Source organism: Butyricicoccus pullicaecorum, from assembly GCF_002160355.1.
GTDB lineage: Bacteria > Bacillota > Clostridia > Oscillospirales > Butyricicoccaceae > Butyricicoccus > Butyricicoccus pullicaecorum.
On record NZ_NFKK01000006.1, the window covers coordinates 22080 to 36775 of the forward strand.

Consider the following 14696-nt stretch of genomic DNA (forward strand, 5'->3'; position numbering starts at 1 on the left):
CACACCGGTATGTTCCCGCACGTCCGGGCAAATTCTTTCCGCACAGACTTGCCTCTGCTCGTGCTTTCTGATACCATTATAAAAACAATCTTTTTCAAAATAAATTATTATTTTTGGTTTAAATATTGTGATTCTTGCTGACATTTGACGAGAAATAGGGGTTTTGCATAAACTGTGTCCATATTTCTTGTTCAATATATCCAAAGGGCAGAGGGGAGCCAAGACGATGACAAAAACCGATCGAGAACGCCAATCCTGGCTGTTCAAGCACTACATGACTGAGCTCGATTTCGAGGTCGAACACGCGGTGGACAACGACTATCACGACGTCGAACCGCACTATCACGAGTTCTACGAGATGTACTTTTTCGCGGGCGGTCACGTGGACTACATTGTCGACGATCAGCAGTTTCAGCTGCATCCGGGTGATCTGCTCATCATCCCGCCCAACGTGCTGCACAATCCGGTTTTTCACGATTTTGACATTCCCTACGAGCGCTATGTCGTGTGGATCTCGGCCAATGCCCTGAGCCGTCTGATTCGTCAGGACGCCGACTGCGGCTATTTCCTCCAACAGGACATTCAGGGTCGGTATCTGTTCCGCGGCGATGAGGCCTCGGTCATCTCGCTGCGCGGCAGCTTTATGACCCTGTTCCACTCCTACCACGAACGCGCGCTGTGCTATCGCACCGAGGGTATCTCGGTCATCATGCACATCCTGACCCTGTACAACCGTGCGCTCGCCGCCGAGACCAGCCAGGTGCAGGGCGGCACGCACGGGTCGCTCCTGACCGACATTCTGCACTACGTGCAGGGCAACCTCTGCGGCGACCTGTCACTGGACAAGCTGGCATCGGTTTTCTATACCAACAAGTACCATATTTCTCATCTGTTTAAGCAAAATATGCACATTTCCTATTACCAGTATGTCATCCAGATGCGTCTGATCACAGGAAAAAACAGCATTCTGGATGGGGTGCCGGTGGCCAAGGTCTGGGAGACCTGCGGCTTCAGTGACCATGCCGGGTTTTACCGTGCCTTCCGCAAATGGTACGGCATCAGCCCCAATCACTTCAAAAAACTGCACGCCGAACAGCTGGAACGCTCGGATGGGTCACTGTAACCCGGCCGTGTGCGTCCGATATTCCCGCCAGACGTTCTCGAACCAGCTGTCACGCGCCGGAATGGGACGAACGGGTGCAAAGGAAGAAGAAATCCCGTCCGAATTCCATTCGGTGACCACCTGCTGATCCATGCCAACCTCCTGCGGCAGACGATAGCGGTAATCACGCAGACCCTCACAGGCAACGCCTGCTGAATCGAGCACCAGTCCCGACCCACGGCTGCCCCACTGCTGTGCACACAGCGTCATGGACGATACCACGGCGCGCTGGGTCAGCAGGACATCGCGCGTGCGCAGCATTTGTGCAAAACCGCCGGGCGATACCAGACGATAATCGCGGAAAAAGTGCCGCAGCTGCGCATCCAGTGCGTCGCACAGCGCCTGCAAGGCCTCGGGCTGTCGGATGTGTGCAGCCTGTGCACTCATGCGCTTCTGCATCTCTCGGCGCATGGTGTACGATGTGCTGTGCACATCACAATGGTTCAGACTTTCCAGCGCATCGGCCAGCCAGCTGGTCAGCACACGTTCCACCTGTTCTTCCAGCTGCTCGGCTGCAAACAGCGCGGGTTTGGTTGTGCACGCGATGTGCTCGGCTGCACGCATGGAACCGACCTGGCAGGCGTTGAGCGCCGAGCCGCCCGGGCGATAGACACCGAATGTGCCTGCGCACTCACCGGCTGCATACAGACCCTGGATATTGGTCTGCCAGTTAAGGTCGACCGCAATGCCGCCATTGTTGTGCTGGGCACAGACGGCAACCCGCAGCGACTCAGTCGTCAGGTCAATGCCGTGCGCACGGTACAGCTCGATGGCATCCGGGTTCATGTGCGCCAGACGCGCAATCGGCGTGGGCATGAGTGCACCCGAGTTCTTGAGGTATCGGAAGGTCTCCTCCGACAGTGCGGAAAAGTCCAGACCAGTCGGGTCGGTGCGAAAATCCATGTACACCCGTCGGCCAAGGTCGATGGTCTCATGGTGCACGATCAGGTCGATGATAGACGAACCCTGCACCTTGCGCACGTCAAACGGCCACTGATACCCCTTGAGGAAAACCGCGTCCAGCGCCTGCGCCGGAGTATCGAAGTAATCGAGCAGGAATTCCCGCTCGACACCGTCGGCATCCACCGAAATGTAGCGCGGCAGCACCTGCTGATAGGTGCCCGACACGTTCCAGCGGAAGTCGATCGAGGCCAGACCATACTGCCATTCCTGCAAATTGACCAGCTTGGCACCGGCTTCCAGCGCCATACCGGTCATGCCTACATGACCGCAGGGATATACCGATGCGTCGTACACGCCCGCAGGGCCGCCGGTCGCCAGAATGATGTGCGGGCAGGCAAACAGCGTCAGACCGTCGGCACCCGGACGGGTGAGGTCGAGTGCAAGCAGGCCGAACACCTTGCCGTCCTCCACCAGCAGGCGCACTGCCTGCATCTGGTTGAAGATGCGGATGCCCTTCTTTTGCACGCTGCGTTCAAGCGCCTCGGTCATAAAGCGCGAGGTCAGCGGTCCGGCTGAGGTCGCACGCTGACGGGGATCGTGGTCGGTCTTATAGCCGACGTACTCGCCATATTCGCTGCACGGAAACGGCACGCCCAGATTGACCAGCTTCATAAAGCTGCGCACCGAGCCTGCCGCCTCGGCCAGCGCGGTGTCACCGTTGACACTGCCGCCCGAAAACAGCGTTTGCGCCATCTCCTGCACCGAATCGGCTTCATCCGATGCGAGCGACAGCTTGTAGTAGGTCTGCTTGTCGCTGCCCGTGTTGCGCGAGGTGCCCATCTTGATGCCCTCGGTCACGATGGCAACATCGGTTCGGCCAAGGTCGTACAGCCAGTCGGCGGCGTTGTATCCCGCGCAGCCCGTACCGACCACCAGCGCATCGAGTGCATAGACCGGAATGGTGCGTCCTGCGCAGCAAATCGAAGTCGTTTTCATACCCAACCTCTCTTACAGGCGGCGAATGTGGAAACCGCCGTCGGCGTTGAGCACCTGACCGGTCGCAAAGTCCAGCAGACCGCTGACCGCTGCGCACACACAGTTTGCCACGTCGGCAGGCTGACCAAAGCGCTTGATGGGCGTGATGCCGCCGTCAATGAGCTTTTGGTACTTCTCGGTCACACCGGCGGTCATGTCGGTCTGAATGATGCCCGGACGCACCTCAAAGACCGGAATGCCGTACTCTGCCAGACGATCGGCAAACAGCTGGGTGGTCATGGAGATACCCGCCTTGGACACACAGTATTCACCGCGGCTGGTGGACGAAGTATAAGCCGACATGGACGAAATATTGACCAGACGCGGGGTGTAGTCCTCCAGTCCCTTGCCCTGCATGTCGATCATCATGCGTGCTGCCAGCTGGCACATGAAGAACGTACCCTTGAGGTTAATCTGCATCAGGCGGTCGAAGCTGTCCTCGGTGGTCTCGAGCAGGTCCAGACGCACGGTCGGTGCGACACCGGCGTTATTGACCAGCACGTCCAGTCGTCCATACCGCGCGGCAATCTCCTCCAGAATGCGTACCCGGTCGGCCTGTACGGCAATGTTGCACGGAATATACGTGCAATCAATACCCTCGGCCTGCAAGGTCTCGATGACCGCATCGTCCTGTGCAGCGGTCGCGGAAACGACGACAAAGTATCCGGCCTTGCCCAGTGCGCGGGCGATGCCCAGACCGATGCCGCGGCGCGAACCGGTCACCAATGCAATTTTCTGCATAGATCCAGCCTCCTTTATTTCTTGCCCTGTACGTCGCGCTGGTAGATGGGCAGATATTCCGGGTCACGGATGACGCAGCCCGCCGTCGAACCGGCACGCATGAGCTCGGTGCACTTGCCGCAGGCGATGCAGCACTTGCGTGCGTCCATCTCGCCGGTGTGCAGCAGGTCGTTTGCAAACTGCGGGTAAGCAAAGGCTTCTCGGCCAAAGCCTGCCATGGTGCAGTAACCCTGCTCGATGGCGCCGGCTGCCAGATTGCCCGAGAACTGACGCAGATAGCTCAGACCGGACGAAATGACCTTGAGATCGGGGTATGCCTTCTGCACAGCGCCGACACAGTGATACATGCGAGCCACGCCCTCGAGCGGATGCTCGTCCGGCACGTACGGGCCATTGTCGTAGGGACGGTTGACGTGCGGATTGAAATAGGGGTTGCCGATGGTGATATCGAGCAGCTGCATGCCCAGCTCGTTGTGCAGGCGGCCGATCAGCTCGAGCGGCTCGGTCAGATCGACCTCAGTACCTGCGCCCGGACGCACGCCGAAGCCGTAGGGATGCGGGAATCCATCATAGACATTGAGGCGCGAAGTCACGATAAAGTCCTTGCCGGTTGCGTCCATGGCATTCTTCACACCGTGACGCAGCAGGCGGGTACGGTTTTCCAGACTGCCGCCAAATGCGCCCTCTCTGGTGTACGCCGACAGCAGTTCGCTGTTCAGGTAGCGGTGGCAGCACTTGATATCTACGCCGTCAAAGCCTGCTCGCTCGGCCAGTCTGGCTGCGTCGGCAAACTTTTCTTCCAGTACAAATAGGTACTCATCGGACAGGATACGGTCGGACGAGATCGGGGTATCGCCCTCGAAAATGGGATTGTTGTACGCGATGAGCGGTGCGGGTGTGCCCTGCGGCTTGGAGTAGCGGCCCGAATGGGTGGCCTGCATGATGACGATGGGCTCAAAACCGTTTTCACGGATGCAGGTTTCCTTGATGTCAGCGACAAACTTCTGGAAATCTGCCAAATTTTCCTCGTGAATCCACAACTGACGCGGATTGGCACGTCCCTCGGGAACAACCGCAACCGCTTCTGCCCAGATGAGTCCCGCACCGCTCTTTGCGAATCGGTCATATCTGCGCAGCGTCAGTGCGTCCGGACGTCCGTCCACCGTGCCGTCGCAGCCTTCCATCGGCTGAATGGCGATCGCGTTCGCCGCCGTCTTGCTGCCGATCTGTACCGGACGCTTCAGCACGTCCAGATTCTCGGACAGAGGCAGGGTCACTTTCAGCTCCTCTAACTTCGCTTTCAGTTCCTCTTTGGTCTTATAATGGAACTTTTCATGCTCCATACATGAATCCTCCTTCTACTTCTTCTTGCGCCGTCGTCTTTGACCACACAGAATTTTTTCGACTAAATTCAGGGTTTTCCGCGCAGCAACTGTACTGATATGATATAATAGCAAGCAAAGAGAAAGTCATATCAAGTTGTGTGATAATATGTAAATCTTGCGATAACAGGAGGGTGATCCATGGATCAGAACGCCGTGATACAGGAATGCTGCTTCAAAGACAGCGACACATCCATTCGCATCCACTTCCACAACGCCTACGAACTTTTATTCATCCGCACCGGTCACATCCGCATCCACATCGGCGATGCCGTCTATGACGGCGGCCCAGGTTCGGTGTTCGTCATCGGCCGATTCGAAGAGCACTTTCTCGAGCTGCGCACGCCCATTTACGAGCGCTATTATGTCATCCTGAACCCGGACATGACCGAGCGTCTGATCACCGACCGCCGTCTGCTCATGCCCCTGCGCAGCCGTCCCAAAGGGTTCTGTCACCGATATGACGTATCCGCGCACCTCGAGCGGTTTGAGCTGATTTTCCGCCGACTGATCGAGGAACAGAGCATACAGGACGGTCTTGCCGGTGTGATGCACATGAGCCTGATTTCCGAGCTGCTCATTTTGCTGTGCCGTCTGCGCCCCGAACTGCTCGAATCCACCTCTCAGGCGGGAAAATCGGCAGTTTTTGCCGTCCAGCGCTACATCGACACCCACTACGCCGAACCCATCCGGGTCAGCGATCTGGCCGAGCGCGTGTTCCTCACCCCCTGCTACCTGACCCATTGCTTTAAGAGCATGACCGGATACAGTCCCAAGCAGTATTTGGTGCAGGCACGGCTGGCTGCGGCCAAAGATTTGCTCATTCACAGCGATTTACCGGTCAGCGAAGTGGCCTTTCACGCGGGATTCTCCGACGTGAACAATTTCATCCGTGCCTTCCGCCGGGAAACCGGATGCACGCCCCTGCGCTACCGCGAGCGCGAGCAATAATAGCATATTTTACATATTATTGCGCAACTGCATCCCACCAGCTGCGCGGCACGAGATGATACAATAAAATGCAGATAAAGATCGTGCCCTTGGAGGCAGTATTCAGGAAAAGAGGATGAGGATGTATGAAACCCATTAAACTGGCAATCATCGGTGCAGGCGGATACGGCGACTACTGTCTGGGACTGCTCGAGCGCTTTGTCGATCCCGAAAGCTACCAGCTGGTCGCGGCCATCGACCCGTTTTACGAGAAAGTTCCGCGCTATGCACAGCTGACCGCACAGGGTGTACCCATGTACCGCACCCCCGAAGACTTTTTCGCCGTCGACCGCGCCGATCTGGTGCTTATCGCAAGCCCCATTCATCTGCACAAGCAGCAGTGCCTGCTCGCGCTCAAGCACGGTGCACATGTGCTTTGTGAAAAGCCGCTTGCACCCATTCTGCAGGACGCGCTCGACATTCGTGAGGCAGTCGCAGCTTCCGGCCGCAAGCTGGGTGTCGGTTTCCAGATGTCCTTCTGCGATCCCATCCAGAACCTCAAGCGCGATATTCAGTCCGGTCTGCTCGGCGCGCCCAAGTCGCTGCGCACCTACGTTTCCTGGCAGCGCTACGACAGCTATTACAACAGCCCCTGGCGCGGACACATCCGCGATGCGCAGGGCAACTGGGTTTTGGACTCGATTTTGACCAACGCGACTGCGCACTATCTGCACAACACCTGTTTTGTGCTGGGTGACCGCTTTGACGCGGCGGCCATGCCCGAGCATCTGACCGTCGAGCTGTACAACGGCAAGGGCATCGAGACCTTTGACACCGCCTTTGTATCGGGTAAGTTCGCCTCGGGCTGCGACTTCTTCCTGTCTGTGACCCACTCGGGCGACCGCGATGTCGACCCAATCCTGCAATACACCTTTGAAAACGCCGTCGTGACCGCTTCGGGCAACGACGATTCGGCGGAGATCATCGCCACCTTTGCCGACGGCTCGACCAAGAACTATGGTGCAGCACTGGGCGAGTACCACGTCGCACAGAAGCTGCGCACCATGATTGCAGTCGCAGCCGATCCCAGTCTGGACGTTCCCTGTACGCCCGACACCGTTCTGCCCCATCTGACCATGTGCAACGCCATCTTCGACCAGGCAAACGTACATCCGCTGCCCGCCGACCGCATGGAGCATGTGAGCGAGCCCGAGCCGGGTCTCTTTATGCGCGGTCTGGCCGACGATGCCTGGACTTGCTTCCAGACCGGAAAGCTGCCGTCCGAGCTGGGCTTTGACTGGGCAAAACAGCCCACCGTCATCAAACTGGACGGTTATACCACTTTTTCCGGTGCAAAATGCTGCTGTAAGGAGGACACTCACGCATGATTCGTGTCTGTATCGCCGGTAACTCCGGTCACGCTGCCACGGTGACCCGTGCCCTGCCCGGTCTGCCGCAGGTCGAGATCTGCGGCTGGTGCCGCGCCTGGCCGGGCGAGCCCATGACCGAAGTGCTGGAAGATTTCGAAAAGCTCGGTCTGACCCCGCCCGAATATCCCGATTATCTCACCATGATCGACACCCTTTCTCCCGATGTGCTGGTCGTAGACGGTCTGTTCTGCGATCACGAGGAGATGACCTGTCAGGCACTCGCACGCGGCATTCACGTCTACTGCGACAAGCCACTGGCGCTGACCTTGACCGGACTGGACCGCGTCCGCGAGGCGGCGCAGTCGTCCACCGCTCTGCTCTGGGCCATGCAGACCGCGCGCTTTGACCCCTGGTTCTACACCGCCAAGCAGCTCATCGATGCGGGCGAGATCGGAGAAATCCGTCTGCTCACCGCGCAGAAGTCCTATCGTCTGGGACAGCGTGCACCCTTCTTCCGCGACCGTGCCCAGCACGGCGGCCTGATTCCCTGGGTTGCCATCCACGGCATCGACTTCATCCGCTATCTCTATCCCCACGCGGCAAAGACCATCTTTGCCCATCACTCGACGATGGCAAATCAGGGCTATGGTGATCTGGAAGTCACCGCACAGCTGATGATGACGCTGGAAAACGGCGTGAGCGCACAGGTCAGCGCAGACTACCTGCGTCCGGCCAATGCTGCGACCCACGGCGATGACCGTGTGCGCGCGGCAGGCACGCACGGCGTGATTGAGGTGCGTGATGACACAGTCTACCTCATCAATGAACACAATGACGGCTCGACGCCGGTACCGCTCCAGTACCCTCCCGCAATCTTCGAGGACTTCATTGCCACGCTGGAAGGTCACGGCTCCGGTCTGCTCGATCTGGCCGAATCGCTGGAGGACAGCCGCCTCGCGCTGCTCGCCCGCGACGCAGCCGACTCTGGATGTGCAATTTCCGTATAACCAATCAACATAAACCGGCTGAACAAGCCAAAAAAATCCCCGTATCGAACGATACGGGGATTTTTTTATCCATTTGACCGGGATTATCACGATTTTTGCCCTGCATGTCTGAAAAAACGAAAAGCCGTTCGCTGGTTCCAGTTCTGGTCGTAGAGTCCCTCGACAAAACCCGCAATTTTCCATCCCATTCTGCGCAAATTGCTTTGTTCATTTTAGCAGAATTTATCTTCCATTTTTTGTAGACATTGCGCATCCATCGCACCCTCATTTTGCCCGATGAAACCTTTTGCCCACACTGTTCAGACGCCTCTTTTTGGTTACAAAATCTTCTCGCCAGCGGCGGCATTTGTCCATCTGTCCCGTCTGCTTTTTCGCGGAAACGTCAGTCGAAACAAAAGGCCGTTCTGTCTGTGCACACACCCATTTTTGCCAAAAATCCCCATAAAATATGCCGAACACCGTTCTTATTCCCGTCTGCGAGACAGGGTGCGCACCGTACCAGCCTGTGCAGTGTATATCAGCCTTCCCCATCTGTCCCCACTGGGTTTCCAGTGTATCTGACCCTTACCGCGTCCGGCCGTCACCGTCCTTTTTCTGCCTCCAGACATTTATGCAGAAGTTACGAAATCTGGCGTTTTATACTTATTAATATTAAACAGATTTTCAAGAGATTGTTGACCTTTTAACAAATACAAGTTATACTTAAATAAAGACGCGGTACTTAAATAAAAACCGAGTGGTCAGAAAAGGGCTTTTCTGTCGTGTGAAAAGCATGAAAAAATGAGAGTTCCGCACCGGTCAAATCCAACTTCGTTTGACCCGGCGTCGGCACTTTCCCGGTGGTTTTAGACCGATTCCGTATAGTATCTCCGCGATCGCTCAGGTCTCAGAGACACGATATGTTTCGATCCGAACGCCGTTCGAACGCACACGGGCAAAGTTGGCATCTACACAGAGAGGGGGAAAAACTGTTACACCAATTTGCCGTCTGTGACCGATTCTGTTGAACAGATCGATTGTATTTTTTCGGTTCTGGAAAACTGGATCACGTTTCCATGCTTTTTGGCCATACGACAAAATCTGGTTGTCTCTGCCCTGACTGCCGCGTACGTTTTTCCACTACCACCACTGATTTCTTTCCGTGGACGGTACGGGTCGTTTCGCAGGGTTTTCACCGCGTACGACAAGATCTGCGGATTTAAGAAACATAAGAAGATTGAAGGAGGAAACATTGTGGAGAAAAGAAAAGTAAACTCCCGCATCCTGGTCCCCATCATCACCGCCATCATTGCGATCGTGTTCATTGTGGTCGGTCTGCAGGACTTCGGTTTCTGGGAGGGTCAGCCGACGGCTGCGTTCTTCCCCATCATCATCGCTGTGGTACTGCTCGCAACCAGCCTCCTGTGCCTGGTTCAGATGCTGCGCAGCAATGAAGACGCTCCTGTGTACAACAGGAATGAGCTCATGGTCATCCTGGGCGGCGGCGGCATCATCATCGGCTGCTACATCATCGGTCTGATCGCCAGCTGCCTGCTGTATCTGCTTCTCTGGCTCAAGGTCATCGAGAAGGCTACCTGGAAGGCTACCATCATCATCGAAGTCTTTATGGCTGCGCTGATTCTGGGCGTATTCGTCTTCTGGATGCAGGTACAGTTCCCGGTTGGTCTGTTCGCCTATCTGATGTAAGGAGGTCCGGATATGTTAGAAAATTTTGCTTCCCTGTTGTCAGGTTTCCAGGTCGTTTTTGATCCCCAGAACATCGGCGTTTGTATGCTGGGTGCCATCCTCGGCCTGATCGTCGGCGCAATGCCCGGTCTGGGCTCGCTGGCCGGCGTCGCGCTGCTCCTGCCCCTGACTTACAAGTTTAACCCCACTACCGCAATCATCATGCTCGGTGCGCTGTACTACTCCAACATGTACGGCGGCGCATTCAGCGCAATTCTGCTGAACATCCCCGGTGACTCGCCGGCAATCACCACCGCACTCGACGGCTACCCGATGGCTAAGAAGGGTCGTCCCGGTCAGGCTCTGATGACCGCGAACTTCGCTTCCTTCATCGGCGGTACCATCGGTATCCTCATCCTGACCATCACCGCTTCCGGTCTGGCAAAGCTCGGTCTGAACTTCGGCTACGCTGAGATGACCCTGATTCTGCTGATCGCGATGACCTCCATCAGCTGGCTGATCGGTGAGAACCCCACCAAGGGCGTTGTCATCACCATGCTGGGTATTCTGGTCGCTTCCATCGGTATGGACACCCTGTCCGGCGTACCGCGCTACAACTTCGATAACATCTACCTCATGGGCGGCATCACCTTCACCCCCTTCATCATCGGTGCAGTTGGCTTCGCTCAGGTTATCAAGCTGGTCAACGAGCGCAAGGCTGACGAAGAAAAGCGTAAGAGTGGCACCTATCAGGCTGTTAAGCTGTCCATCCGTAGTTCGATGCTGACTCGACACGACTTCAAGCGCCTGCTGCCTCCCGTACTGCGTTCCTCTCTGCTTGGCACTTTCGTCGGCGTTCTGCCCGGTTCGGGTGCTACCACCGGCTCCATGGTCGGCTATGCAATGCAGAAGAAGTTCAAGAGCGAAGAGCCCATGGGTACCGGTGCAATCGAAGGTATCGCTGCATCCGAGTCCGGTAACAACTCCGCAGCTGCCGGCGCATTCGCTCCGCTGCTCGCTCTGGGTATCCCCGGTTCGGGTACCGGCGCCGTTCTGCTCGGCGGTCTGATGATGTGGGGTCTGAATCCTGGCCCGCTGCTCTTCGAGACCAACCCCGATTTCTGCTGGAGCCTGATTTCTTCCCTGTACATCGCTAACATCTTTACCTTGGCAGTTGCTGTCGCTGTCATCCCCTTCCTGATTAAGATCCTGAGCGTTCCGATCAAGTTCATGATCCCGATCATCACCTGTGTCTGCATCGTTGGTGCTTACTCTACCTCTTACTCCATGTACGGTGTTATCGTCATGTTCGTATCTGGTATCGTAGGCTACATTCTGGACAAGAATGGCTTCCCGACTGCTCCGATGCTGCTGGCATTCGTTCTGGCTCCGATGCTCGAAGAGAACATGCGTAAGGCATTCATCGCTTCTCAGGGCAGCCTGTCCGTATTCGCTGACTCTACCCTGAAGATCGTTCTGCTGGCTATCTTCCTCGTACTCGTTCTGACCCCCTCGTTCAAGGCACTCATGCGCAAGATCAAGTCCAAGAACAGCACTTCGGTCTAATTTAATGATTTCAATTTATTTGAAATAAACATTGGTAAGAAAAAAGGAGAATCGACATGAAAAAGATGAAGAAGCTGGCTGCTCTGGCAGTTGCAGCCCTGACTCTGACCGCGTCCCTGACCGCTTGCGGCGGTGGCGGTTCGGACACCAACGCAGACGGCACTTTCACCCCCACTAAAACCATTACTTGGGTATGTACCTCTGGTGCAGGCGGCGGCTCGGATATCTTCTCTCGTAAGATCGCTGACATCATGAATACCGAAAATCTGGTCAATGGTCAGACCATCGTTATCTCCAACGAGACCGACGGTGCTGGTGAGGTTGGCCGTAACAAGATCGCTACCACCACCATGAACGCAGACTACAACCTGCTGACCTTCAACTCCGGCGACCTGATGCCCATGGTTACCAACACTGCAAATCGTTCTTCTAACTTCCGCATCCTGGCAATCATGGCTGTCGACAAGCAGCTGCTCTTCTCCTGCGGCAGCGCTACCGGCAAGACCGCTTACGCAAAGACCGGCGCTGACATGACCGACTTTGCTGCTGCAATCGAGGCTGCTAAGAATGGCACCTACGTTGTAATCGGCGGCTCCAAGGGCGACGATATCGCTACCTATCAGGCTCTGATCGAAGAGCTCGGCCTGACCGAGGATCAGATGGGCTACATCACCTACGACTCTACCGGCGACGCAATCACCGCTGCTCTGGGCGGCAACCTGGACTTCGTTATCTCTAAGCCCGCTGCTGCTTCCCAGTACGTTGAGTCCGGCGACCTGACCCCGGCTCTGGCACTGTCCACCGAGCACTTCGGCGGCAACCTGGCTGATGCTCCCACCCTGTCTGAGGTTGGCGATTACGAGAACGTAGAAGTTCCGGTATGGCGCGGTGTTGCAGCTCCCAAGGCTATGAGCGACGCAGCTGTTGCATTCTGGTCTGACGCACTCAAGAAGGTTTCCGAGACCCAGGCTTGGAACGACGAGTACCTAGTTCCCAACCAGCTCATCAGCCAGTACATGAACTCTGCTGACGCTACCGCTTACGTTTCCGAGTTCGAGGCTGATTACATGGCTTCCAACGGCCTGAGCTAAGCAGCCAAAACAGTTCACAACACAAAGAGGACGGTACATTGTACCGCCCTCTTTTTTTGCCCAAATTCAGTCCAGAGACAGACCTTTCTCTTTCGCGCGCAGGCGCTCTCTGCCGCATGGACGCGTGCGTTATGTGTAAGTTCTCATACACTCTGTCCCACGCCGACACAGCGTATCTCAGAACAAAATACGGCATGCTGACCAGCATCTTTCATTGCACCTGTTGTCCCTCGATTTCAGGCCATAAAAAAGCGCTCCCTCGATTGTCCATCGAGGGAGCGCTCGCTTCATATAATCTAATCAGATCAAAGCGGGATCACAAGGGCACCTACAATCGCCAGCACGAAAATGCAGACCGAGGAAATAAAGGAACCCAGCGTATAGGTCTTGAGACCACCGGTGACGGTCAGGCCGGACATATTGGTCGCAACCCAGAAACCGGAGTCGTTGACGTGGCCGATCGAGTTACCGCCGGACAGGCATGCCAGCGCAATCCATACCGGATGGCAGCCAACCATCGGCGCAATGGTCGCCATAACGCCCATGGAGGTCATACCGGCAACCGTACCCGAACCCTGTGCGACACGGAAGATCAGACCGATGCCGTAAGCCAGGAACATGGCCGGAATCACCGAGGTGGTATCGGTACCCAGCAGGCCGACAATCGCATCACCAATGCCGGTTGCGGTGATAACCGATGCGAACGAGCCGCCTGCACCGGTGACCAGCAGAACGACGCCTGCGCTCTTGAGTGCTTCACCGGCAGACTTTTCCAGATTGCTGCGGCCGATATACGGCAGGCTGACCAGGTATGCGCCCAGCGTACCGAGCAGCATTGCGATCAGCTTGTCGCCCAGGAAGGTGCAGATGACCGGCGGTTCTTCGAACATCGCGCCGCCCAGCGTACCGAACAGGATGCAGACAACCGGGATGATGATGGGCAGCAGCGACATGAACATGCCCGGCTTGGGCTTGTTCGGGTCCTCTGCCTGACGGTTTGCAACCAGTTCAGCTGCAACCGTAGAGCTTTGGTTGATGTCCGTGGCATCGTTCCAGATACCGTGGTCGTGAATCTTGATGTAGATGAAGTTGGACACCATGACCGTGATGAAGCCGACGACCAAACCGACGATCAGCATGATACCCAGATCAAAGCCGAAAATGTCGGCAGCTGCCAGCGGGTTGGGCGTGGGCGGTACGACACAGTGTGCGGTCGTCGCACCGATGGTCAGGCAGCCGGTGACGTAGCACATCTTCATGTCGATCTTGGAAGCAATGGTAATGCCGATCGGGATGAGGATGATGAAGGTAACGTCAAAGAATACCGGAATGGACAGGATGAAGCCTGCAACGCTCAGACCCCAGATAGAACGCTTCTCCGGGAACGCCGAAACCAGCTTGTCGGCAATCACAGATGCCGCACCGCTGTCGCTCATCAACTGTCCGAGTATCGTACCAAAGCCGACGGGCAGACCGATACTGGTCATCATGTTGCCGAAGCCTGACGAAATGGTGGACGCGGTGGTGAGCAGATCCAGACCGCCCGCCAGACCCATGACCAGACAGGCGATAACCATGCTGATGGCAGCGTTGAGCTTGAGTACAATAATACAGAACAAAATAATCGCAATTGCAACAACCAGCGCCGCAATTAACATACCGGGACTTGTCATATTATTTCCCCTCTTTTCTTTCTTTTTGATTGGCTTGTTTACGCACAAATACCCAGCCGCAGCCGGGCAGCGGTTTTTCCCTTCTTGCCTCCTTTCCCCATTCTCATCTACGCCTGCACAGGTTGATCTCTGCACGATGACAATTGCCTGCAATCGGTCAGATTGCAGGCA

12 protein-coding genes are annotated in these 14696 nt (G+C 56.2%); 7 read left to right on the plus strand and 5 right to left on the minus strand.

Translation table 11 applies throughout. The features are described from left to right. Positions 1 to 226: 226 nt before the first annotated feature. Positions 227 to 1123, plus strand: a complete 897-nt coding sequence (locus tag B5F17_RS06715; RefSeq protein ID WP_087372206.1) for a helix-turn-helix transcriptional regulator — start codon at positions 227 to 229, stop codon at positions 1121 to 1123. Here the strand turns inward: B5F17_RS06715 and B5F17_RS06720 are convergent. Genes B5F17_RS06720 through B5F17_RS06730 form a run of 3 tightly spaced genes read right to left on the minus strand, consistent with a single transcriptional unit; the run spans position 1115 to position 5184 of the window. Continuing rightward, entirely contained in the window at positions 1115 to 3061 is a 1947-nt protein-coding gene (locus B5F17_RS06720; protein WP_087372209.1) for an FAD-dependent oxidoreductase, read from the minus strand. The two genes, B5F17_RS06715 and B5F17_RS06720, sit on opposite strands and share 9 nt — an antisense overlap. A gap of 12 nt (positions 3062 to 3073) precedes the next feature. Then, entirely contained in the window at positions 3074 to 3841 is a 768-nt protein-coding gene (locus tag B5F17_RS06725; protein ID WP_016149077.1) for a 3-ketoacyl-ACP reductase, read from the minus strand. 14 nt (positions 3842 to 3855) lie between these two features. Further along, complete coding sequence (locus B5F17_RS06730; protein ID WP_087372212.1) at positions 3856 to 5184, minus strand: oxidoreductase; 1329 nt, start codon at positions 5182 to 5184, stop codon at positions 3856 to 3858. A gap of 180 nt (positions 5185 to 5364) precedes the next feature. On the opposite strand from B5F17_RS06730, the gene B5F17_RS06735 reads away from it, so the two are divergent. The 3 genes from B5F17_RS06735 to B5F17_RS06745 all read left to right on the plus strand — a co-directional run bounded on the left by B5F17_RS06735 (position 5365) and on the right by B5F17_RS06745 (position 8530). Further along, positions 5365 to 6174 carry an AraC family transcriptional regulator gene (locus B5F17_RS06735; protein WP_087372215.1) on the plus strand — a complete coding sequence of 270 codons (810 nt, stop codon included), beginning with the start codon at positions 5365 to 5367 and terminating at the stop codon, positions 6172 to 6174. Positions 6175 to 6299: 125 nt separating this feature from the next. Beyond that, complete coding sequence (locus B5F17_RS06740) at positions 6300 to 7541, plus strand: Gfo/Idh/MocA family protein (protein WP_087372218.1); 1242 nt, start codon at positions 6300 to 6302, stop codon at positions 7539 to 7541. Beyond that, positions 7538 to 8530 (plus strand): Gfo/Idh/MocA family protein, encoded by a 993-nt coding sequence (locus B5F17_RS06745; protein WP_087372220.1) that lies wholly within the window; start codon positions 7538 to 7540, stop codon positions 8528 to 8530. The genes B5F17_RS06740 and B5F17_RS06745 overlap by 4 nt, the downstream gene beginning before the upstream one ends. 4 nt (positions 8531 to 8534) lie before the next feature. Here B5F17_RS06745 and B5F17_RS06750 read toward each other — a convergent pair whose 3' ends face one another. After that, on the minus strand, positions 8535 to 8876 hold the full coding sequence (locus tag B5F17_RS06750; protein WP_143287700.1) for a hypothetical protein: 342 nt from the start codon (positions 8874 to 8876) through the stop codon (positions 8535 to 8537). A gap of 887 nt (positions 8877 to 9763) precedes the next feature. Here B5F17_RS06750 and B5F17_RS14830 point away from each other — a divergent pair. The 3 genes from B5F17_RS14830 to B5F17_RS06765 are packed head-to-tail and all read left to right on the plus strand — an operon-like array spanning position 9764 to position 12852. Continuing rightward, positions 9764 to 10216 carry a tripartite tricarboxylate transporter TctB family protein gene (locus tag B5F17_RS14830; protein WP_016149072.1) on the plus strand — a complete coding sequence of 151 codons (453 nt, stop codon included), beginning with the start codon at positions 9764 to 9766 and terminating at the stop codon, positions 10214 to 10216. A gap of 12 nt (positions 10217 to 10228) precedes the next feature. Continuing rightward, positions 10229 to 11761 (plus strand): tripartite tricarboxylate transporter permease, encoded by a 1533-nt coding sequence (locus tag B5F17_RS06760; RefSeq protein WP_087372229.1) that lies wholly within the window; start codon positions 10229 to 10231, stop codon positions 11759 to 11761. A 56-nt stretch (positions 11762 to 11817) separates the two neighbouring features. Further along, positions 11818 to 12852: a tripartite tricarboxylate transporter substrate-binding protein gene (locus B5F17_RS06765; protein WP_242968719.1), complete on the plus strand. Its 1035-nt coding sequence runs from the start codon at positions 11818 to 11820 to the stop codon at positions 12850 to 12852. 305 nt (positions 12853 to 13157) lie between these two features. On the opposite strand, the gene B5F17_RS06770 is transcribed toward B5F17_RS06765, so the two are convergent. After that, on the minus strand, positions 13158 to 14510 hold the full coding sequence (locus B5F17_RS06770) for a GntP family permease (protein WP_242968720.1): 1353 nt from the start codon (positions 14508 to 14510) through the stop codon (positions 13158 to 13160). Positions 14511 to 14696 lie beyond the last annotated feature (186 nt).